Below are 20,195 nucleotides of genomic sequence, written 5' to 3' on the forward strand. Positions count from 1 at the left end.
CGTGGCATTGTTCGCTTCTTGAAGAACGCCGTCGATTTCGTTTGGTACAGCAGGAGAACAGTATGCTTAACGCCTGGCATCAACCGGTCCCGCCTTTTGTCGTGAAACAAGGGCAACGTTTGGATATCACGCTGTGGTTACAAGGGGATGAACTGCCGGAACGGGTATTTTTGCGCGCCGAACCGGACAACGAAGAGTGGCTACTGGCGATGAAAGCGCAGCGCCACGAGGGGATGCGGCGCTACCAGGCCAGCCTGACGCTGAATGAGGGCGAGCCGACGCGGCGTTACTGTTTCAAGCTGCTGTGGGCCGATCGCCAACAGTGGTTCGGGCCGCAGGGCTGGTCGCCAACGCCGCCGGGCCAGCTGGCGCAGTTCGCCGTCGACGAGCCTGACGGCGGTCCCGAATGGGTGGCGGATCAGCTGTTCTATCAAATTTTCCCCGATCGCTTCGCCAGCAGCGGCGGCGAGCACGGCATCCAGAGCGGCAGCTACCGCCATCACGCGGCCGGCGCCGAGGTGATTCGGCGCGACTGGCAGCATCCGCTGGAGGATCGCCACGCCGCCTCGACCTTTTACGGCGGCGATCTGGACGGCATTTGCACCAAACTGCCATACCTGCAGCAGCTGGGCGTGACGGCGCTGTATCTGAACCCGATTTTTACCGCGCCGAGCGTGCACAAGTACGATACCGAGGATTACTACCAGGTCGATCCGCACTTCGGCGGCAACGCGGCGCTGCAGCGTTTGCGAGTGAGTACTAACAAGGTAGGCATGAAACTGGTGCTGGACGGGGTATTCAATCATACCGGCGACTCGCATCCGTGGTTCGACCGCCATCGTCAGGGTGAAAATGGCGCCTGCCACCATCCCGATTCGCCGTATCGCGGCTGGTTCAACTTCTACCCGGACGGCCGCGCGCTCGACTGGAAGGGCAACGCCAGCCTGCCGAAGCTCAACTTCGCCGAGCCGCAGGTGGCGGAAGCGATTTATCAGGGCGAAGGCAGCGTGGTGCGCCACTGGCTGCGCCCGCCGTACAGCATCGACGGCTGGCGGCTGGACGTGGTGCACATGCTGGGGGAGAACGGCGGCGCCGCCGGCAACCTGCGCCATCTGGCGGGCATCTATCAGGCGGTGAAACAGGAGAATCCGCAGGCCTACGTGTTGGGCGAGCACTTCGGCGACGCGCGTCGCTGGCTGCATGCCGGCGTGGAGGATGCGGCGATGAACTACATGGGATTCGCGCTGCCGGTGCGGGCATTTTTAGCGGGGCTGGACGTGGCCTATCACCCGGTGCGGCTGGACGCCGCCGGATGCGCACAGTGGATGGACGGCTACCGCGCCGGGTTGCCGCATGGCCGCCAGCTGATTCAGTTCAACCAGTTGGACAGTCACGATACCGCGCGTTTCCTCACGCTGTTGCAGGGGAACGCGGCGCGCATGCAGATGGCGGCGGTGTGGCTGCTGAGCTGGATCGGCGTGCCTTGCCTCTATTATGGCGATGAGATTGGGTTGGACGGCGGCAACGATCCGTTCTGCCGCAAGCCGTTCCCGTGGGACGTCGCCGACTGGGACCGGCCGCTGCTGGCGCTGTTCCAGCGCATGGCGGCGCTGCGTAAACAGAGCCTGGCCTTGCGCCGTGGCGGCTGCCAGGTGTTGTACGCCAGCGGCGAAACGCTGGTGTTCGTGCGCCTGTATCAGCAGGAGCAGGTGCTGGTGGCGCTGCAGCGCGACGGCAGCGGCCAGGCGCAGCTGCCGCATAACCCGCTGCTGGCGCGCGGCCCGTGGCGGCGTGTGGAAGGGCGGGGAGAGTTGAGCGAAACGGCGGGCGGGTTGCGCCTGCAGTTGGCAGAAGAGTCGGCCACCGTATGGCGCTGCGAAGGTTAAAGAAACTGCGGGGGCCAAAGGGCCCCCGCGATTAAGGTAAGTGGGCGTTTACATCAGTAACCGACCGCGGAGCCTGCCGGGCGACGCACGTCGTTGGCGCCGTACAGATAGCCTTCGCGCACTTTGCCGGAAACCGCCGAATCGTTGCCGGAGTTGGCCGGTGTGACGCCCGCCGCGCCCGGCAAGCCGACCAGAATCAGTTCGGCGGCGCCCCACGGCGTTTGCTCGACCATCTTATAGCCCATGCCGCTCAGCAGCTTCAGCGTATCGGCGGAAACGCCACGCTGTTCGTAGTACACCTCATCCGGCAACCATTGGTGATGGATGCGCGGCGCATCCACCGCTTCCTGCGGCGCCATGCCGTGGTCGATCACGTTCAACGCGGTCTGCAGGGTGATGGTGATGATGCGCGAACCGCCCGGCGAACCCAGCACCATAAAGATCTTGTTGTCCTTGGTCACCAGCGTCGGGCTCATCGACGATAGTGGGCGCTTACCGGGGGCAATGCTGTTGGCGGTGCCTTGCACCAGCCCGTACAGGTTTTTCTCACCCACTTTGACCGTAAAATCGTCCATCTCGTCGTTGAGGAAGAAGCCGGTGCCCGGTGCGATCACCACGGCGCCGAAGCGGCCGTTGACGGTATAGGTGGTGGAGACCGCGTTGCCGTCATGGTCGACAATCGAATAATGGGTGGTTTCCGGTTTCTCATGCGGCTCCATGCCGGGCTGCACGTTTTCCGACGGCGTGGCTTTGTCCGCGACGATTTTCTTGCGGATCTGCTCGGCGTAGCTCTTGCTCACCAGCCGATCGATCGGGTTCTTGATGAATGCCGGGTCGCCGAGATAGGTGTTGCGGTCCATGTAGGCATGGCGCATCGCCTCGGTCATGGTGTGAATGGCCGCCGCCGAGTTGAAGCCCATGCTTTTCAGGTCGTAGCCTTCCACCACGTTGAGGATTTCGCACAGCGTCACGCCGCCGGAGCTGGGAGGCGGCGCCGACACGAACTTGTAGCCGCGATAGCTGCAGGTGATCGGCGGGGTTTCGGTGACTTTGTAGTTGGCGAAGTCGGCCGCCGTCAGAATGCCGCCGCCCTGTTTGGCCGCCGCCTCCACCGCCTGAGGGATCTTGCCTTTGTAGAAAGCGTCGGTTCCCCCTTTGGCGATGGCTTCCAGCGTGTTGGCCAGATCGGTTTGTACCAGCTTATCCCCTGGCTGCAGCGGGCTGCCATCCGGGCGCAGGAAGATTTTGGCCGACTCGGGATCCTGTTTGAAGCGCGCGATGGTGGTGTCGAGGATATCGGTATCGGCGCGGGTCAGCACAAAGCCTTCCCGCGCCAGCTTGATCGCCGGTGCCAGCACCTGTTCGCGGCTCAGTTTGCCGTATTTCTCGCGCGCGGTTTCCATCCCCAGCACGGTGCCCGGCACGCCCGCCGCCAGATAGCCGTACAGGCTGGCGTCTTTCTTCACCTTGCCGTCGGCATCCAGATACATGTTGGCGCTGGCCGCGGCCGGCGCAGTTTCGCGGAAGTTGATGAAGGTGTCGGTGCCGTCCGCCAGGTGGACGGTCATAAAGCCGCCGCCGCCGATGTTGCCGCAGCAGGGGTTAACCACCGCCTGCGCATAGCCGACCGCCACGGCGGCGTCGATGGCGTTGCCGCCCATTTTCAGGATATCCACACCGACCTGCGAGGCCAAGTGCTGCGAGGTGACCACCATGCCGTTTTTGGCTTCCACCGCCGGGTTAGACGCCGCATACAGGCTGCCGCTGACCAGCAGCGCCGCCATGGTCAGGGGTTTGCTCCATTTCTGTAAAAACATAGTTATTCCTACCCTGTCAGTTTTTTATTGTGTTGTGTTTGCTTGCCGTTACTCGCTTGCAAAGCGCGAGCCAGCGTTATTGATAGTAGCCGCAGATGGGCGCACGCGCGGCGATCGGGGTAGGAAATGTGAGCGGAAACAGGGAAATAAAGCACAGAAGGTGGGCATGTTGCCCCAAAAAGGGGCACAAAAAAACCGGCCCGTGGGCCGGTTGATTCACTATCAGGCTGAAATTACAGCTTGGCAGCGTTTTCAGACAGGTATTTTGCTACGCCGTCTGGGGAAGCGCCCATACCTGCTTTGCCTTTTTCCCACTGAGCCGGGCACACTTCACCGTGCTCTTCGTGGAATTGCAGCGCGTCAACGGTACGGATCATTTCGTCGATGTTACGGCCGATTGGCAGGTCGTTAACAACCTGAGCACGCACGATGCCGTCTTTGTCGATCAGGAAGGAGCCGCGCAGCGCAACGCCGGCTTCCGGGTGTTCGATGCCGTAAGCTTTCTGAATTTCACGCTTGATGTCAGCAACCATTGCGTATTTCACTTCACCGATGCCGCCTTTGTCGACAGGGGTTTTACGCCATGCGTTGTGAACGAATTCTGAGTCGAAGGAAACGCCAACCACTTCAACGCCACGCTTCTGGAACTCTTCATAGCGGTGATCGAAAGCGATCAGCTCGGAAGGGCATACGAAGGTGAAGTCCATTGGCCAGAAGAACAGGACGGCTGGTTTGCCGTTCAGGTGCTTCTTCAGGTTGAAGTTTTCAACGATTTCGCCGCTACCCAGTACGGCAGCTGCAGTGAAGTCAGGGGCTTGACGAGTTACCAGGACCATAATTACTCCTGTAATAGGTGTTAAAGGGTGGATGTAAAAACAAGGGCCAGTATAGGGGCCGTGACTTGGTGAATAAAGGGTAAAAGACCAATCGATGAGATAGCTTTCACCTATCAAAGTCGTTGATATAATTTATCGAGCTTTAAAAATAACCTTTTCCCACAAAAGGGCAAGCGGCAAAACGTAAATTCTTGCAAGGCGCTGCAATTTCAAACGCTTGGGCTTGACCTCAGAGCGTTTTATCCTTCGCCTGCCGCATCATTTGCGGGTAAAACTGCCAGAACTGTGTTTCAAGCTGATGATAATGTTGCTCGACGTCGGCGAACGAGCCGGCCAGCGCCTCAAGACGCGGGCGGCGGCTGGCCATGCCCTGCAGCACTCGGGCGATGAACGGCAATTCGGCGTAGCGTTCCAGCCAGCGCTCTGGCCACAGATAGCCGTTCAGGTTCTGAAAACGCGGCGGCGTGAGCGGCAGGTAAGGTTCGATCTGGCTGCGGGCTTCCTGGGTGAACTGGTGCAGATCGCGCGAGGGCTCCAGCTGCTGCCAGTGGCGCGCCAAAAAATGGTCCCACACCACGTCGAGGGTGATCGGCGCCACGCGGCGGTAAGGGGCGCTGAAATAGTCGCGGCAGGCTTTGACCTGAGGCAGGCTGTCGGTCAACACGTCGACGCGGCGATGCATCATGATGCCGGCCACCACGTCGGGCTGGTAGTCGGCGGCGGGGTTGCCGCGCACGAAATCGGCCAGCAGGTTGCCCAGCAGCGAGCTGTCCGCCAGCATGGCCAGATGGAGATGAGCGAGAAAATTCATCCCTCAACTATACCCGAAGTCAGGCAAATCCTCCTTATTTCTTGCCGCTGACCGCCCCCGGCTTTAGACTAGGCCGCCTGTTTTTTACCAACCAGCCCTAAACTGAAGAAGTGAATACCCATGCGCGTCGCTGATTTTTCGTTTGAACTTCCCGAATCCCTGATTGCCCACTATCCCCAGGCCGAGCGCAGCGCATGCCGCCTGCTGCAGCTGGACGGGCCGAGCGGGGCGCTGACGCACGGCGTATTCACCGATCTGCTGGACAAGCTGGAGGCCGGCGATCTGCTGGTGTTCAACAATACCCGCGTGATCCCGGCGCGCATGTTCGGCCGCAAGGTCAGCGGCGGCAAGATTGAAGTGCTGGTGGAGCGCGTGCTGGACGACCATCGTGTGCTGGCGCACGTGCGCGCGTCGAAAGCGCCGAAGCCGGGCGCCGAGCTGCTGCTGGGGGATGACGAGAGTATCGCCGCCACCATGGTGGCGCGCCATGAGACGCTGTTCGAGCTGCGTTTCAACGACGAGCGCGACGTATTCACCATTCTCAACGCGGCCGGCCATATGCCGCTGCCGCCGTATATCGCTCGCCCGGATGAAGACGCCGACCGCGAGCTGTATCAGACGGTCTACAGCGAGAAGCCGGGCGCGGTCGCCGCGCCGACCGCCGGCCTGCATTTCGACGAACCGCTGCTGGCGGCGCTGCGCGCCAAGGGCGTGGAAATGGCGTTCGTGACGCTGCACGTCGGCGCCGGCACCTTCCAGCCGGTGCGCGTGGAAACCATCGAAGATCACGTGATGCACGCCGAATACGCCGAAGTGCCGCAGGAGGTGGTCGATGCGGTGCTGGCCTGCAAAGCGCGCGGCAAGCGCGTGGTGGCGGTGGGCACCACCTCGGTGCGCTCGCTGGAGAGCGCCGCGGCGGCCAGCAAAGAGGCGCTGATTGCGCCGTTCTTCGGCGACACCAGCATCTTTATCTATCCGGGTTACCACTACCAGGTGATCGACGCGCTGGTGACCAATTTCCACCTGCCTGAGTCGACCCTGATCATGCTGGTGTCGGCCTTCGCCGGCTATAAAAATACCATGAACGCCTATCAGCAGGCGGTAGCCGAGCAGTATCGCTTTTTCAGCTACGGCGATGCGATGTTCATCAGCCGTAACCCGCAGGCGGAAAACGAATCCGTCGGCGGCTAAATTCCCGGGCTGCGCGCATGGCGCGGCCCCGTTTCAACGACATCAGACTGTTTCTCTGATGCTGGAGGCTTTGTGAAGTACGAATTACAAACTACCGATGGCCGCGCGCGTCGCGGCCGCCTGATCTTCGACCGCGGCGTGGTGGAAACCCCGGCCTTTATGCCGGTCGGCACCTACGGTACGGTCAAGGGCATGACGCCGGAAGAAGTGAAAGAGACCGGCGCGCAGATCCTGCTGGGCAACACCTTCCACCTGTGGCTGCGCCCGGGTCAGGAGATCATGAAACTGCACGGCGATCTGCACGACTTCATGCAGTGGCCGGGCCCGATCCTCACCGACTCCGGCGGTTTCCAGGTGTTCAGCCTGGGGGCGATGCGCAAGATCAAAGAGGAAGGCGTGTACTTCCGCAATCCGATCAACGGCGACAAGGTGTTCCTGAGCCCGGAAAAATCGATGGAAATCCAGTATGACCTGGGTTCCGACATCGTGATGATCTTCGACGAATGCACGCCGTACCCGGCCGACTGGGACTACGCCAAGCGTTCGATGGAAATGTCGCTGCGTTGGGCACAGCGCAGCCGCCAGCGTTTCGACGAGCTGGAAAATAAAAATGCGCTGTTCGGCATCATTCAGGGCGGCGTTTACGAAGATTTACGTGATGTTTCAGTAAAAGGGCTGGTGGATATCGGCTTTGATGGGTACGCTGTGGGCGGCTTGGCTGTAGGCGAGCCGAAAGAGGATATGCATCGCATTCTTGAACACGTTTGCCCGCAAATTCCGGAAGATAAGCCACGCTATTTGATGGGCGTCGGCAAGCCGGAAGATTTGGTGGAAGGCGTGCGCCGCGGCATCGACATGTTCGACTGCGTCATGCCGACCCGCAACGCCCGCAACGGCCATCTGTTCGTGACTGACGGTGTGGTAAAAATCCGTAATGCCAAGCACAAGGATGATACTTCTCCGCTGGATAAGGACTGTGATTGCTACACGTGTCGCCATTACAGCCGTGCCTACTTGCACCATCTCGACCGTTGCAACGAAATATTGGGTGCTCGACTGAACACAATTCATAACCTGCGTCACTACCAGCGCCTGATGGCGGGTTTACGCCAGGCTATCGAAGAGGGTAAATTAGAGCAGTTTGTTGCGGATTTCTATGGTCGGATCGGCAAGCCGATTCCGCCTTTAAACGCTTGATCTAATAATTGATAACTTAATGAGGGAATTTCAATGAGCTTTTTCATTTCTGACGCCGTCGCATCCGCAGGGGCTCCGGCTCAGGGAAGCCCGTACTCTCTGATCATTATGCTGGTGGTGTTCGGCCTGATCTTCTACTTCATGATCCTGCGCCCACAGCAGAAACGCGCGAAAGATCACAAGAAGCTGATGGACTCCATCGGTAAAGGCGACGAAGTGCTGACCACCGGCGGCCTGATCGGTCGCGTGACCAAAGTGGCCGACACCGGCATCATCGCCATCGCGCTGAACGACACCACGGAAGTGATGATCAAGCGTGACTTCGTGGCGGCCGTTCTGCCGAAAGGTACCATGAAGGCCCTGTAATCTTTTTTCCCGAAGGGAATTGCCGTGCTAAACCGTTATCCTTTGTGGAAGTATCTGATGTTGATCGTCGTGATCCTCGTCGGTCTGCTTTATGCGCTTCCCAACATCTACGGTGAGGATCCGGCCGTACAAATCACTGGCGCGCGCGGCGTCGCCGCCAGTGAAACTACGCTGGACCAGGTCCGTACCGTATTAGAAAAAGACAACATCGCGAGCAAGTCGATTGCGCTGGAAAACGGCGCCATCCTGGCTCGCTTTAAAGATTCCGACGTTCAGCTGCGCGCCCGTGAAGCGCTGATGACCGAGCTGGGTGACAAATTCGTCGTGGCGCTGAACCTGGCGCCGGCCACGCCGACCTGGCTGGCCATGCTGGGCGCTGAGCCGATGAAACTCGGCCTGGACCTGCGCGGCGGCGTGCACTTCCTGATGGAAGTGGACATGGACACCGCGCTGAGCAAGCTGCAGGAACAGACCATGGATACCCTGCGCAGCGAGCTGCGTGAGAAGGGCATTCCTTACGCGTCTATCCGCAAGCTGGACAACAACGGCGTGGAAGTTCGTTTCCGCGACGATGCGGCCCGCGACCAGGCCATCAGCTACATCGGCCCGCGTCAGCGCGATCTGGTGCTGTCCGCCAACGGCGCCAACACCATGAAAGCCAGCCTGACGGACGCCCGTCTGAGCGAAGCGCGCGAATACGCCGTCCAGCAGAACATCACTATCCTGCGTAACCGCGTCAACCAGCTCGGCGTCGCCGAACCGCTGGTGCAGCGCCAGGGCTCCGACCGCATCGTGGTCGAGCTGCCGGGCATTCAGGACACCGCGCGCGCCAAAGAAATTCTGGGCGCCACCGCGACCCTGGAATTCCGTCTGGTGAACACCAATGCGGACGCCACTGCGGCGGCCAACGGCCGCGTGCCGGGCGATTCCGAGGTGAAGTACACCCGTGACGGCCAGCCGATCGTGCTGTACAAGCGCGTGATCCTGACCGGTGACCACATCACCGACTCCACCTCGAGCACCGACGAATACAACCAGCCGCAGGTTAACATCTCGCTGGACAGCGCCGGCGGCACGTCCATGTCCAACTTCACCAAGGACAACATCGGCAAGCCGATGGCGACCCTGTTCGTGGAGTATAAGGATAGCGGCAAGAAAGACGCCAACGGTCGCGCGGTGCTGGTGAAACAGGAAGAAGTGATCAACGTGGCGAACATTCAGTCGCGTCTGGGCAACAGCTTCCGTATCACCGGTATCGGCAACCCGAACGAAGCGCGTCAGCTTTCGCTGCTGCTGCGCGCGGGTGCACTGATCGCGCCGATTCAGATCGTTGAAGAGCGCACCATCGGTCCAACCCTGGGTCAGCAGAACATTACCCAAGGCCTGGAAGCCTGTCTGTGGGGCCTGGTGGCGTCCATCGTCTTCATGGTGGTCTGGTACCGTAAATTCGGCGTGATCGCCACCACGGCGCTGGTCGCCAACCTGGTGCTGATCGTCGGCGTGATGTCCCTGTTGCCGGGGGCGACGCTGACCATGCCGGGTATTGCCGGGATCGTGTTGACGCTGGCGGTGGCGGTCGACGCCAACGTACTGATTAACGAACGTATCAAGGAAGAGCTGAAGAACGGCAGGTCCGTTCAGCAGGCGATCCATGAGGGCTATAAAGGCGCGTTCTCCAGTATCGTCGACGCCAACATCACCACCCTGATCACCGCGGTCATCCTGTACGCAGTCGGCACCGGTTCGATCAAGGGCTTTGCGATCACCACCGCTATCGGTGTGGCGACGTCCATGTTCACCGCGATTGTCGGTACCCGTGCCATCGTCAACCTGCTTTACGGCGGCAAACGCATTAACAAGCTGTCTATCTGAGGAGTGCGTTGTGGCACAGGATTATACTGTTGAGCAACTCAACTACGGCCGTAAAGTCTACGACTTTATGCGCTGGGACTACGTGGCCTTCGGCATCTCGTTGGTGCTGTTGGTCGCGTCGATCGCCACCATGTCGGTGCGCGGCTTTAACTGGGGTCTGGATTTCACCGGCGGTACGGTGATTGAAATCAACCTGGAGAAGCCGGCTAACCTTGACCTGATGCGCGATACGCTGGAGAAGGCCGGGTTCCAGGATCCGATCATCCAGAACTTCGGCAGCAGCCGCGACGTGATGGTGCGCATGCCACCGGCGACCGGCACCGCAGGCCAGGAGCTGGGTAACAAGGTGATCGGCGTGATCAACGACTCGGTGGATAAGAACGCCACCGTGAAGCGCATCGAGTTCGTCGGCCCGAGCGTGGGCAGCGAACTGGCGCAAACCGGCGGCATGGCGCTGCTGGTGGCGTTGATCTGTATCCTGATCTACGTCGGTTTCCGCTTCGAATGGCGCCTGGCGCTGGGGGCGGTTATCGCGCTGGCGCACGACGTGATCATCACGCTGGGCGTGCTGTCGCTGTTCCACATCGAGATTGACCTGACCATCGTCGCTTCCCTGATGTCGGTTATCGGTTACTCGCTGAACGACAGCATCGTGGTATCTGACCGTATTCGTGAGAACTTCCGCAAGATCCGCCGCGGCACGCCTTACGAGATCATGAACGTGTCGTTGACCCAGACGCTGAGCCGTACGCTGATGACCTCCGGGACCACCCTGATGGTGGTGCTGATGCTGTACATCTTCGGCGGCGCGATGCTGCAAGGCTTCTCGCTGGCGATGCTGATCGGTGTGTCGATCGGTACCGTTTCCTCTATCTACGTCGCGTCCGCGCTGGCGTTGAAACTGGGGATGAAACGCGAACACATGCTGCAGCAAAAAGTGGAAAAAGAGGGCGCCGATCAGCCTTCGATTCTGCCTTAACCGCCGCAGTATTCAGCGAAATGAGAAGGAGCGCCGATGGGCGCTCCTTTTTTTTGCCTCGGTTTCAGCGCGGCTGCACCACCGCCGGCTGGGCGGTCGAAACCAGGCTGTGCAGACGGATGTAGCCCAATTGTTCCGGCGTCAGGCCACTGAAGCGCAGCTCGAAGTCCTGGCCGGGTTTCGGCAGCAGCGAGTCGGCGCTGGCGATCGGTTGCGACAGCGCCTCGGCGGTCAACGGCCGGCCGGTGGCTTCATCCAGTGGGCCCCATTCCACCACCGCTTTGAACGGCGGTAGCGCGGCCTGTGAGAGGATGCGCACATGCAGTTGCGCCTGCGTGCCGTTGGCTTCGCTCTTGATGTGGCTCAGTGAAACGCTCAGCTCGCCGATGCCGCTTTGCAAACGGGCGGCGCTGCGGGCCGCCGGCAGCAGGTAGACGCCGTTGTCGGAGTGCTGATTGAGCAGATTCTGTTGCTCCAGCGCGGTGGTTTGGTCGGTCAGCACGCTTACTTTCTGGTTCAGTGCGGCGACCTGATGGCGCAGCTGTGGCACGGCGGGATTGTGCGCGCAGCCCGCCAACAACATGGCGGTGGCGAGCAGGCCGATTTTGGGGTAACGGGTTGTCATGAGGGCGATGTCCTATGCTGAATCTCCTGCTATCAAGCTTAGCCCGCATGGCGGTGAAAGTCATATCGACGCCGCCTTCCAGCCGGCTGTCGCAACAAATGGCCGCCGCCCTTTGTTGTGGCTGCACTTCGGGTTAAACTGCATTTATCTATAAAAAAAGTTTATCAGGACGTGTTATGCATTGCCCTTTCTGCGCCGCCGTTGATACCAAAGTCATTGATTCCCGCCTGGTGGGGGACGGTTCGCAAGTGCGCCGCCGCCGCCAGTGTCTGGTGTGCAATGAACGCTTCACCACCTTCGAGGTGGCCGAGTTGGTGATGCCGCGAGTGATTAAAAGCGATGAGGTGCGCGAGCCGTTCAACGAAGACAAGCTGCGTCGCGGCATGCTGAAAGCGCTGGAGAAGCGCCCGGTAAGCTCGGACGACGTGGAAAACGCCCTTAACCATATCAAATCCCAACTGCGCGCCACCGGCGAACGCGAAGTGCCGACCAAATTAGTCGGCAATCTGGTGATGGACGCGTTGAAAAAGCTGGATAAGGTGGCCTACATTCGCTTTGCGTCGGTATACCGCAGCTTCGAAGACGTGCGCGAGTTCGGCGAAGAGATCGCCCGCCTGCAAGACTAAAGGATCTTTCATGCATCACGACGAATTTTACATGGCGCGCGCCTTCGAGCTGGCGCGGCTGGGGCGTTTCACCACTGCGCCCAATCCGAACGTCGGCTGCGTTATCGTGCGCGACGGCGAAATTGTCGGTGAAGGCTATCATCTGCGCGCCGGCGAGCCGCACGCGGAAGTGCATGCGCTGCGCATGGCGGGCGACAAGGCGCGCGGCGCCACCGCCTATGTCACGCTCGAACCGTGCAGCCATCACGGCCGCACGCCGCCCTGCGCCGATGCGCTGGTGGCCGCCGGCGTGACGCGGGTGGTCGCGGCGATGCAAGATCCCAATCCGCAGGTGGCGGGGCGCGGGCTGTACAAGCTGCAGCAGGCCGGCGTCGAGGTGCGTCATGGCCTGATGCTGGCCGAAGCCGAAGCGGTCAACCTGGGCTTCCTCAAACGCATGCGCACCGGTTTCCCCTATGTACAGCTGAAGCTGGGCGCGTCGCTGGATGGCCGCACGGCGATGGCCTCCGGCGAAAGCCAGTGGATCACTTCACCCGAAGCGCGTCAGGACGTGCAGCGCCTGCGCGCGCAAAGTGCCGCGATTCTCAGCACCAGCGCCACCGTGCTGGCGGACGATCCGTCGCTGACGGTGCGTTGGGATGAGCTGGACGCCGAAACCCAGCGCCTCTATCCGCGCGAAAATCTGCGTCAGCCGCTGCGCATCCTGCTGGACAGCCAAAATCGCATTACCCCGCAACACCGCGTGGTGCAGCAGCCTGGCGCCACCTGGCTGGCGCGCCTGCAGGCGGATGAACAGGCCTGGCCGCAAGACGTCGAGCAGTTCATCTGCCCGGCGCACGGTGGCGGGGTCGATCTGGTGGTGATGATGATGCTGTTGGCCAAGCGCCAGGTGAATTCAATCTGGGTGGAGGCGGGGGCGGCGCTGGCCGGTGCGCTGCTGCAGGCCGGCCTGGTGGATGAGCTCATTTTGTACATCGCGCCAAAACTGTTGGGCGATAATGGCCGCGGCCTGTGTCATTTGCCGGGCCTGGAGCATTTGGCCGACGCGCCGGAATTCGTCTTTAGCGACGTGCGGCAGGTTGGCCCCGATCTGCGTTTGCGCCTGCGGGCGAAACACTGAATCTCGCGCCCGCGCGCCGGTTTTACAAAAGCGCCGCGCAGGCGATGAAAGAATATGATAGAATCCGCCCCCCTGCGGGGTATTGAACCCATTTTTAAGGAAAGCCCATGAAAGTTATCGAAGGTGTTGTTGCTACTCCAAATGCCCGTGTGGCGATCGCAATTGCACGTTTTAACAATTTCATCAACGACAGCCTGCTGGAAGGTGCCATCGACGCGCTGAAACGCATTGGTCAGGTTGCTGACGACAACATCACCGTTGTCTGGGTCCCGGGCGCTTACGAGCTGCCGTTGACGGCGAGCGTATTGGCCAAAACCGGCAAATACGACGCGGTTATCGCGCTGGGCACCGTTATCCGTGGGGGCACCGCGCACTTCGAATATGTGGCGGGCGAAGCCAGCTCCGGCATCGGCAACGTTGCGATGAATGCCGAAATCCCGGTTGCCTTTGGCGTGCTGACCACCGAAAGCATCGAACAGGCGATCGAACGCGCCGGCACCAAAGCGGGCAACAAAGGCGCTGAAGCCGCGCTGACCGCACTTGAAATGATTAATGTTATCAAAGCTATTAAAGCCTGAATTTAGTTAAGGGGAATTCCGTGAAACCTGCTGCTCGTCGCCGCGCTCGTGAGTGCGCTGTTCAAGCGCTTTACTCTTGGCAGTTGTCTAAAAACGACCTTGCCGATGTTGAACACCAGTTCCTGACGGAGCAGGATGTCAAAGATGTTGACGTCGCCTATTTTCGCGAGTTGCTGTCCGGCGCGGCAGTGAATGCAGGTATGCTGGACGAACTGATGGCGCCATACCTGTCGCGTCAGCTCGAAGAGCTGGGCCAGGTGGAGCGCGCAGTGCTGCGCGTCGCGCTGTTTGAACTGAAAATGCGCGAGGATGTCCCTTACAAGGTGGCGATCAACGAAGCGATCGAACTGGCGAAAACCTTCGGCGCGGAAGACAGCCACAAGTTTGTGAACGGGGTGCTGGATAAAGTGGCGCCAACCCTTCGCAAGAAAAAGTAAAACATTAAGGCCGGTATCCCCGGCCTTAATTTCTTCTAGTGGAATATCGATATGGCATGCGGCGAATTTGACCTCATTGCCCGCTATTTTGACCGGTTTAAGCGCGTGCGCCGGGATGTACAGTTGGGCATTGGAGATGACTGCGCACTGCTGGCAGTGCCGGAAAAACAGCTGGTGGCCGTCAGTACCGATACGCTGGTGGCGGGCATTCACTTCCTGCCGGACATCGATCCGGCCGATCTTGGTTACAAAGCACTGGCGGTCAATCTCAGCGATCTGGCGGCGATGGGCGCCGATCCTGCGTGGCTTTCGCTGGCCCTGACGCTGCCGGAGGTGGACGAACCCTGGCTGAAGGCCTTCAGCGACAGCCTGTTCGATCAGCTCAACTATTACGGCATGCAGCTGATCGGCGGTGATACCACGCGCGGCCCGCTGAGCATGACCTTGACCATTCAGGGGCTGATCCCGGCCGGCCGGGCGCTGACCCGCAGCGGTGCGCGCATCGGCGACTGGATCTACGTGACCGGCACGCTGGGCGACAGTGCCGCCGGTTTGGCGATCCTGCAGGATCGTCTGGCGGTGACGGATACGGCGGCGCGCGATTACCTGATCGCTCGCCATCTGCGCCCGCAGCCGCGGGTGTTGCAGGGGCAGGCGCTGCGCGATCTGGCCAGCTCAGCGATCGACATCTCCGACGGCCTGATCTCCGATCTGAAACACATCCTGAAGGCCAGCGACTGTGGCGCACGCATCGTGCTGGACGAGCTGCCGATGTCGCAGGCGCTGAGCAGCCACGCGGATGCCGAGCAGGCGCTGCGTTGGGCGCTGGCGGGCGGCGAAGATTACGAGCTGTGCTTCACCGTGCCGGAAATCAACCGCGGCGCGTTGGAAGTGGCGCTGAGCCACCTCGGGGCCGACTACACCTGTATCGGCCAGATTGGCCCGCTGTCTGAAGGCATTCGCTATTATCGCAACGACGAGGCGGTGGAGCTGGACTGGGTCGGGTTCGACCATTTCAATGCGGAGCCGGGCAACCATGGATGAAGCCAAGCGTCGGCTGCGGATGAGCAATCCGTGGCACCTGCTGGCCACCGGCTTCGGCAGCGGTTTGTCGCCGATCATGCCGGGCACCATGGGATCGCTGGCGGCGATCCCGTTCTGGCTGTTGCTGATCCAACTGCCGTGGCAGCTCTACTCGCTGGCGGTGATGTTCAGCATCTGCATCGGCGTCTATATTTGCCATCGCACGGCGAAAGACATGAAGGTGCACGATCACGGCAGCATCGTCTGGGATGAGTTCGTCGGCATGTGGATCACGCTGATGGCGCTGCCGGTCAACGACTGGCGCTGGGTCGCCGCCGGTTTCGTCATCTTCCGCATTTTGGACATGTGGAAACCGTGGCCGATCCGCTGGTTCGATCGCAACGTGCATGGCGGCATGGGCATCATGGTCGACGATATCATCGCCGGCGTGTTGTCCGCCGGCATCATCTACCTGATTGGGCACCACTGGCCGATCGGGCTGTTCTGACAGACGGGCGCGGTGTTTCGCGCCCGCTACTCTTTATTCAAACCCCGTCACCCGATGCGGCACGTAAGCCGTCTCCAGTTCTGCCACCTCTTGCGGCGACAAACTCAAATCGACCGCGGCGATGGCGTCGTCCAGCTGTTCGCTGCGCGAGGCGCCGACGATCGGCGCGCTGACCGCCGGTTTGTTCAGCAGCCAGGCCAGTGCGATCTGCGCCCGCGAGACGCCGCGTTCTTCGGCGAGGCTGGCGACGCGTTCGGCGATGATGGCGTCGATGCCTTCGGTTTCCTCATACAGGCTCTTGCCGAACTGGTCGGAAACCAGCCGCGCGGTGGTTTCGCCCCAGGGGCGGGTCAGGCGGCCGCGCGCCAGCGGGCTCCACGGCAGCACGGCGATGCCTTCGGCGGCGCACAGCGGGTGCATTTCGCGCTCTTCTTCGCGCTGGATAAGGTTGTATTGATCCTGCATGCTGACGAAGCGCGTCCAGCCGTGCAGATCGGCGGTGTACAGCGCCTTGGCGAACTGCCAGGCGTACATCGAGGAGGCGCCGATGTAACGCGCCTTACCGGCTTTCACCACCTCGTGCAGCGCTTCCAGCGTCTCTTCCAGCGGCGTTTCGTAATCCCAGCGATGGATTTGCAGCAAATCGACATAGTCGGTGCCGAGACGGCGCAGGCTGTCGTCGATGGACTGCATGATGTTGGCGCGCGATAAACCGCGCTTCAGATTGCTCAGCGGGAAATAGACCTTGGTGGCGACCACCACGTCTTCGCGCCGGGCATAGTCGCGAAGCGCCCGGCCGAGGATCTCCTCGCTGCTGCCGTCGGAATAGCTGTTGGCGGTGTCGAAAAAGTTGATGCCGGCTTCCAGCGCCTGTTTCAGCAGCGGGCGGCTGCTCTCTTCCGGCAGCGTCCAGGCGTGATTGCCGCGGCTCGGTTCGCCGTAGGTCATGCAACCCAGGCAGATGCGCGAGACGTTCAGATCGGTGTTGCCCAGTTTGAGATACTTCATGCTTGCCTCCCATGCACAGCTCAGATAGTAACTGTAGCGCGGATCCCGGAGGGCGGAAATGAAAACGCCCCCGGGAGCGGAGGCGTTTTTTCAGGCGCGGGCGGCGATTACTGCGCCAGCCAGGTTTCGATTTGGCGCTGAATGCCGGCTGCGTCCAGCCCCAGATCGGCGCGCAGCTCTTCCTGGGTGCCCTGCGAGACGAAGCTGTCCGGCAGGCCGAGGTTCAGCACTGGCACCGGACGGCGTTTGGCCATCAGCAGTTCGTTGACGCCGCTGCCGGCGCCGCCCATGATGGCGTTCTCTTCCAGCGTGACCAGCGCGTCATGGCTGGCGGCCAGTTCGAGCACCAGCTCCTCGTCCAGCGGTTTGACGAAGCGCATGTCGACCAGCGTGGCGTTGAGCGCTTCCGCCGCTTGCGCGGCCTCCGGCAGCAGGGTGCCGAAGTTGAGAATGGCGATCTTTTCCCCCTGGCGGCGCACCACGCCTTTGCCGATCGGCAGCAGGCTGAGCGGCTCCAGCGCCGCGCCGGTACCGGTGCCGCGCGGATAACGCACGGCGCTCGGGCCGGCATTGTAGTGATAGCCGGTATACAGCATCTGGCGGCATTCGTTCTCGTCGCTCGGCGTCATGATCACCATGGTCGGGATGCAGCGCATGAACGACAGATCGAACGCCCCCTGGTGGGTCTGGCCGTCGGCACCGACGATGCCGCCGCGATCGATGGCGAACATCACCGGTAGGTTTTGGATCGCCACGTCGTGGATCAGCTGATCGTAGGCGCGCTGCAGGAAGGTGGAGTAGATCGCCACCACCGGCTTGTAGCCGCCGATCGCCAGCCCGGCGGCGAAGGTGACCGCGTGCTGCTCGGCGATCGCCACGTCGAAGTACTGCTGCGGATAGTCGCGGGAGAACTGCACCATGCCGGAGCCTTCGCGCATCGCCGGGGTGATCGCCATCAGCGAGCTGTCTTTGGCGGCGGTTTCACACAGCCAGTCGCCGAAGATTTTCGAATAGGTCGGCAGACCGCCGGCGCTTTTCGGCAGCGTGCCGCTGGCGGGATCGAACTTCGGCACCGCGTGGAAGCTGATTGGGTCCTTCTCCGCCGGCGCGTAACCACGGCCTTTCTTGGTCATGATGTGCAACAGCTGCGGGCCTTTCAGATCGCGCATGTTTTTCAACGTGGCGACCAGCCCCTGCACGTCGTGCCCGTCTACCGGGCCGATGTAGTTGAAGCCCAGCTCTTCGAACAGCGTGCCAGGCACCACCATGCCTTTCAGGTGCTCTTCGGTGCGTTTCACCAGCTCCTTGATCGGCGGCACGCCGGCCAGCACTTTCTTGCCGCCTTCGCGCAGGGTGGAGTAAAGTTTGCCGGACAGCAGCTGCGCCAGATGGTTGTTCAGCGCGCCGACGTTTTCCGAGATCGACATCTCGTTGTCGTTCAGCACTACCAGCATGTCCGGATTGATATCACCGGCGTGGTTCATCGCTTCGAACGCCATGCCGGCGGTGATGGCACCGTCGCCGATCACGCACACCGTGCGGCGGCCTTTGCCCTCACGCTCCGCCGCCACCGCCATGCCGAGGCCGGCGCTGATCGAGGTCGATGAATGGCCGACCGACAGCACGTCGTATTCGCTTTCGGCGCGCCACGGGAAGGGGTGCAGGCCGTTCTTTTGCCGGATAGTGGCGATGCGGTCGCGGCGACCGGTCAGAATTTTGTGCGGGTAGGCCTGGTGGCCGACGTCCCACACCAGATGATCGAACGGCGTGTTGTAGACGAAATGCAACGCCACCGTCAGTTCGACGGTACCCAGCCCGGAGGCAAAGTGGCCGCTGGAACGACTGACGCTGTTCAGCAGGTATTGCCGCAGCTCATCGCACAGCTTCGGCAAGCTCTCTTTGGGCAGCGAACGGAGTTCCTCGGGGTTTTCCGCTAGCGCCAGGGTTGGGTATTTGGCTATATCAAGACTCATTCGATACTCATATCAGAGGAGTTAACGTCACACGTTAATTGTCGCGTTCAATAATGAAGCTGGCTAACGCTCGCAATGGCGCTGTGTTATAAGATTGCGCTGCCAAAGTGTCTAATGCAGCTAATGCTTCCTGATAGAGATCCCACGCTTTTGCTTTCGCGCTGTCAAGCCCGAGTAACGCCGGGTAGGTACTCTTTCCGTGTTGTTGGTCCGCTCCCTGGCGCTTACCGATTTTCTCAGTTTCGCCGACAACGTCCAAAATGTCATCCTGCACCTGGAACGCCAGGCCGACCGCAGCGGCGTAACGATCCAACTGCGGTAGCGCCGCTCGTCCGGCTTCGCCGGCGCTCAGCGCGCCCAGTCGCACCGCCGCGCGGATCAACGCGCCGGTTTTGTGGCGGTGGATCTGCTCCAGCGCCTGCAGGTCGACGTGCTTGCCTTCGGCTTCCAGATCCAACGATTGGCCGCCGCACATGCCGGCTACGCCGCTGGCGCTCGCCAGTTCGGAGACCATCGCCAGCCGATCGCGCAGCGCCACGTCGGGCATCTCGGCATCGGCCAGGATTGAAAATGCCAGAGTTTGCAGCGCATCGCCGGCCAGGATAGCGTTGGCTTCGCCGAATTTAATGTGACAGGTCGGCTGGCCGCGGCGCAGATCGTCATCGTCCATCGCCGGCAGATCGTCGTGGATCAGCGAGTAGGCGTGAATGCATTCCACCGCCGCCGCCGGCGCGTCCAGGTTGGTCAGCGACACGCCGAACATCTGGCCGGTGGTGTACACCAGGAACGGGCGCAGGCGCTTGCCGCCCAGTAAGGCGCCGTGACGCATCGCCGCCACCATGTTGCCGTCATTGAACGGCAGCGGGGCGATGAAATCCAGCAGCGCGCGATCGGCGCGCTGGCGGAACATCTGCAATTGATCGGCAAAAGCGGCCGATGGGGCGATCTCAGACATGTCGGTTACTCGGCATCCGGTGTGAAAGGCGCCAGCGCCGCATCATCGGCGCTGTCGTTAAGGAGTATCTGCACACGCTGTTCCGCCTGCTGCAGTTTTTGCTGGCCTTGACGCGCCAGCTGCACGCCGCGTTCGAATTCGTTCAGCGCGTCTTCCAGCGGCAGTTCGCCTGACTCCAGACGCGTAACGATGCTTTCCAGCTCGCCGAGGGCGCTTTCAAAGCTGGCAGTTTGCTCTGTACTGGCTGATTGTGCTGGTTTTTTCGGCATAATTTTCTTTTTACGTCATCATGTGAACCGTGGCGCCAGAGCCTATCCTAGCGGATCTTGATTAGCAAATCATGGCGCTCATGTGTGGTTTTGTGCGCAGAGCACGGCGATATGGTGA

20 protein-coding genes are annotated in these 20,195 nt (G+C 61.1%); 12 read left to right on the plus strand and 8 right to left on the minus strand.

Annotation, left to right across the window (positions count from 1 at the left end; genetic code table 11):
* Positions 1–62: 62 nt before the first annotated feature.
* Entirely contained in the window at positions 63–1,886 is a 1,824-nt protein-coding gene (malZ, locus tag AAIE04_RS00705) for a maltodextrin glucosidase (protein ID WP_498576328.1), read from the plus strand.
* Positions 1,887–1,939: 53 nt separating this feature from the next.
* Here malZ and ggt read toward each other — a convergent pair whose 3' ends face one another.
* From ggt to AAIE04_RS00720, 3 genes are all read right to left on the minus strand, one after another.
* On the minus strand, positions 1,940–3,703 hold the full coding sequence (gene ggt, locus AAIE04_RS00710) for a gamma-glutamyltransferase (protein WP_063918833.1): 1,764 nt from the start codon (positions 3,701–3,703) through the stop codon (positions 1,940–1,942).
* 233 nt (positions 3,704–3,936) lie between these two features.
* Complete coding sequence (locus tag AAIE04_RS00715) at positions 3,937–4,539, minus strand: peroxiredoxin C (RefSeq protein ID WP_019454212.1); 603 nt, start codon at positions 4,537–4,539, stop codon at positions 3,937–3,939.
* Positions 4,540–4,768: 229 nt separating this feature from the next.
* Positions 4,769–5,350: an ACP phosphodiesterase gene (locus AAIE04_RS00720; protein WP_197667181.1), complete on the minus strand. Its 582-nt coding sequence runs from the start codon at positions 5,348–5,350 to the stop codon at positions 4,769–4,771.
* Positions 5,351–5,470: 120 nt separating this feature from the next.
* On the opposite strand from AAIE04_RS00720, the gene queA reads away from it, so the two are divergent.
* The 5 genes from queA to secF all read left to right on the plus strand — a co-directional run bounded on the left by queA (position 5,471) and on the right by secF (position 10,955).
* Positions 5,471–6,541 (plus strand): tRNA preQ1(34) S-adenosylmethionine ribosyltransferase-isomerase QueA, encoded by a 1,071-nt coding sequence (gene queA, locus AAIE04_RS00725; protein ID WP_004940394.1) that lies wholly within the window; start codon positions 5,471–5,473, stop codon positions 6,539–6,541.
* Positions 6,542–6,613: 72 nt separating this feature from the next.
* Positions 6,614–7,738, plus strand: coding sequence for a tRNA guanosine(34) transglycosylase Tgt (tgt, locus tag AAIE04_RS00730; RefSeq protein ID WP_016928877.1), 1,125 nt, complete (start codon positions 6,614–6,616; stop codon positions 7,736–7,738).
* Positions 7,739–7,771: 33 nt separating this feature from the next.
* The gene (gene yajC / locus AAIE04_RS00735; RefSeq protein WP_004940391.1) at positions 7,772–8,104 is read left to right on the plus strand and encodes a preprotein translocase subunit YajC; all 333 of its coding nucleotides are present in this window, start codon (positions 7,772–7,774) and stop codon (positions 8,102–8,104) included.
* Between the two features lie 24 nt (positions 8,105–8,128).
* On the plus strand, positions 8,129–9,976 hold the full coding sequence (gene secD / locus AAIE04_RS00740; RefSeq protein WP_025160068.1) for a protein translocase subunit SecD: 1,848 nt from the start codon (positions 8,129–8,131) through the stop codon (positions 9,974–9,976).
* Positions 9,977–9,986: 10 nt separating this feature from the next.
* A complete protein-coding gene (gene secF, locus AAIE04_RS00745; RefSeq protein WP_019454209.1) occupies positions 9,987–10,955 on the plus strand; it encodes a protein translocase subunit SecF in 969 nt (322 codons plus the stop codon).
* Positions 10,956–11,019: 64 nt separating this feature from the next.
* On the opposite strand, the gene AAIE04_RS00750 is transcribed toward secF, so the two are convergent.
* Positions 11,020–11,580, minus strand: a complete 561-nt coding sequence (locus AAIE04_RS00750) for a SadB/YajI family lipoprotein (RefSeq protein ID WP_498576329.1) — start codon at positions 11,578–11,580, stop codon at positions 11,020–11,022.
* A gap of 176 nt (positions 11,581–11,756) precedes the next feature.
* On the opposite strand from AAIE04_RS00750, the gene nrdR reads away from it, so the two are divergent.
* The 6 genes from nrdR to pgpA all read left to right on the plus strand — a co-directional run bounded on the left by nrdR (position 11,757) and on the right by pgpA (position 15,872).
* The gene (gene nrdR, locus AAIE04_RS00755; RefSeq protein WP_004940387.1) at positions 11,757–12,206 is read left to right on the plus strand and encodes a transcriptional regulator NrdR; all 450 of its coding nucleotides are present in this window, start codon (positions 11,757–11,759) and stop codon (positions 12,204–12,206) included.
* Between the two features lie 10 nt (positions 12,207–12,216).
* Positions 12,217–13,326, plus strand: a complete 1,110-nt coding sequence (gene ribD / locus AAIE04_RS00760; RefSeq protein ID WP_498576330.1) for a bifunctional diaminohydroxyphosphoribosylaminopyrimidine deaminase/5-amino-6-(5-phosphoribosylamino)uracil reductase RibD — start codon at positions 12,217–12,219, stop codon at positions 13,324–13,326.
* Between the two features lie 107 nt (positions 13,327–13,433).
* On the plus strand, positions 13,434–13,904 hold the full coding sequence (ribH, locus tag AAIE04_RS00765; RefSeq protein WP_004940385.1) for a 6,7-dimethyl-8-ribityllumazine synthase: 471 nt from the start codon (positions 13,434–13,436) through the stop codon (positions 13,902–13,904).
* 20 nt (positions 13,905–13,924) lie between these two features.
* The gene (gene nusB / locus AAIE04_RS00770) at positions 13,925–14,341 is read left to right on the plus strand and encodes a transcription antitermination factor NusB (protein ID WP_004940384.1); all 417 of its coding nucleotides are present in this window, start codon (positions 13,925–13,927) and stop codon (positions 14,339–14,341) included.
* A gap of 51 nt (positions 14,342–14,392) precedes the next feature.
* Positions 14,393–15,385: a thiamine-phosphate kinase gene (gene thiL, locus AAIE04_RS00775; protein WP_019454206.1), complete on the plus strand. Its 993-nt coding sequence runs from the start codon at positions 14,393–14,395 to the stop codon at positions 15,383–15,385.
* On the plus strand, positions 15,378–15,872 hold the full coding sequence (gene pgpA, locus AAIE04_RS00780; RefSeq protein WP_019454205.1) for a phosphatidylglycerophosphatase A: 495 nt from the start codon (positions 15,378–15,380) through the stop codon (positions 15,870–15,872). Before thiL ends, pgpA begins: the two co-directional genes overlap by 8 nt.
* A gap of 33 nt (positions 15,873–15,905) precedes the next feature.
* On the opposite strand, the gene AAIE04_RS00785 is transcribed toward pgpA, so the two are convergent.
* From AAIE04_RS00785 to xseB, 4 genes are all read right to left on the minus strand, one after another.
* A complete protein-coding gene (locus tag AAIE04_RS00785; protein ID WP_498576331.1) occupies positions 15,906–16,880 on the minus strand; it encodes an aldo/keto reductase in 975 nt (324 codons plus the stop codon).
* 107 nt (positions 16,881–16,987) lie between these two features.
* On the minus strand, positions 16,988–18,853 hold the full coding sequence (gene dxs / locus AAIE04_RS00790) for a 1-deoxy-D-xylulose-5-phosphate synthase (RefSeq protein ID WP_154747579.1): 1,866 nt from the start codon (positions 18,851–18,853) through the stop codon (positions 16,988–16,990).
* 34 nt (positions 18,854–18,887) lie between these two features.
* Positions 18,888–19,808 (minus strand): (2E,6E)-farnesyl diphosphate synthase, encoded by a 921-nt coding sequence (gene ispA / locus AAIE04_RS00795; RefSeq protein WP_019454202.1) that lies wholly within the window; start codon positions 19,806–19,808, stop codon positions 18,888–18,890.
* Positions 19,809–19,813: 5 nt separating this feature from the next.
* Positions 19,814–20,077 (minus strand): exodeoxyribonuclease VII small subunit, encoded by a 264-nt coding sequence (xseB, locus tag AAIE04_RS00800; RefSeq protein WP_015376838.1) that lies wholly within the window; start codon positions 20,075–20,077, stop codon positions 19,814–19,816.
* Positions 20,078–20,195: the final 118 nt, after the last annotated feature.

The sequence above is a fragment of the Serratia sp. Ae19-1 genome (genome assembly GCF_059801225.1).

Excerpts from the sequence above, each read along its gene's own strand:
- pgpA (WP_019454205.1), top strand. The coding sequence starts at position 15,378 with ATGGATGAAGCCAAGCGTCGGCTGCGGATGAGCAATCCGTGGCACCTG.
- AAIE04_RS00750 (WP_498576329.1), bottom strand. The coding sequence starts at position 11,580 with ATGACAACCCGTTACCCCAAAATCGGCCTGCTCGCCACCGCCATGTTG.
- xseB (WP_015376838.1), bottom strand. The coding sequence starts at position 20,077 with ATGCCGAAAAAACCAGCACAATCAGCCAGTACAGAGCAAACTGCCAGC.
- ribH (WP_004940385.1), top strand. The coding sequence starts at position 13,434 with ATGAAAGTTATCGAAGGTGTTGTTGCTACTCCAAATGCCCGTGTGGCG.
- AAIE04_RS00720 (WP_197667181.1), bottom strand. The coding sequence starts at position 5,350 with ATGAATTTTCTCGCTCATCTCCATCTGGCCATGCTGGCGGACAGCTCG.
- AAIE04_RS00785 (WP_498576331.1), bottom strand. The coding sequence starts at position 16,880 with ATGAAGTATCTCAAACTGGGCAACACCGATCTGAACGTCTCGCGCATC.
- nrdR (WP_004940387.1), top strand. The coding sequence starts at position 11,757 with ATGCATTGCCCTTTCTGCGCCGCCGTTGATACCAAAGTCATTGATTCC.
- queA (WP_004940394.1), top strand. The coding sequence starts at position 5,471 with ATGCGCGTCGCTGATTTTTCGTTTGAACTTCCCGAATCCCTGATTGCC.
- dxs (WP_154747579.1), bottom strand. The coding sequence starts at position 18,853 with ATGAGTCTTGATATAGCCAAATACCCAACCCTGGCGCTAGCGGAAAAC.
- thiL (WP_019454206.1), top strand. The coding sequence starts at position 14,393 with ATGGCATGCGGCGAATTTGACCTCATTGCCCGCTATTTTGACCGGTTT.
- malZ (WP_498576328.1), top strand. The coding sequence starts at position 63 with ATGCTTAACGCCTGGCATCAACCGGTCCCGCCTTTTGTCGTGAAACAA.
- ispA (WP_019454202.1), bottom strand. The coding sequence starts at position 19,808 with ATGTCTGAGATCGCCCCATCGGCCGCTTTTGCCGATCAATTGCAGATG.
- yajC (WP_004940391.1), top strand. The coding sequence starts at position 7,772 with ATGAGCTTTTTCATTTCTGACGCCGTCGCATCCGCAGGGGCTCCGGCT.
- ggt (WP_063918833.1), bottom strand. The coding sequence starts at position 3,703 with ATGTTTTTACAGAAATGGAGCAAACCCCTGACCATGGCGGCGCTGCTG.
- ribD (WP_498576330.1), top strand. The coding sequence starts at position 12,217 with ATGCATCACGACGAATTTTACATGGCGCGCGCCTTCGAGCTGGCGCGG.
- AAIE04_RS00715 (WP_019454212.1), bottom strand. The coding sequence starts at position 4,539 with ATGGTCCTGGTAACTCGTCAAGCCCCTGACTTCACTGCAGCTGCCGTA.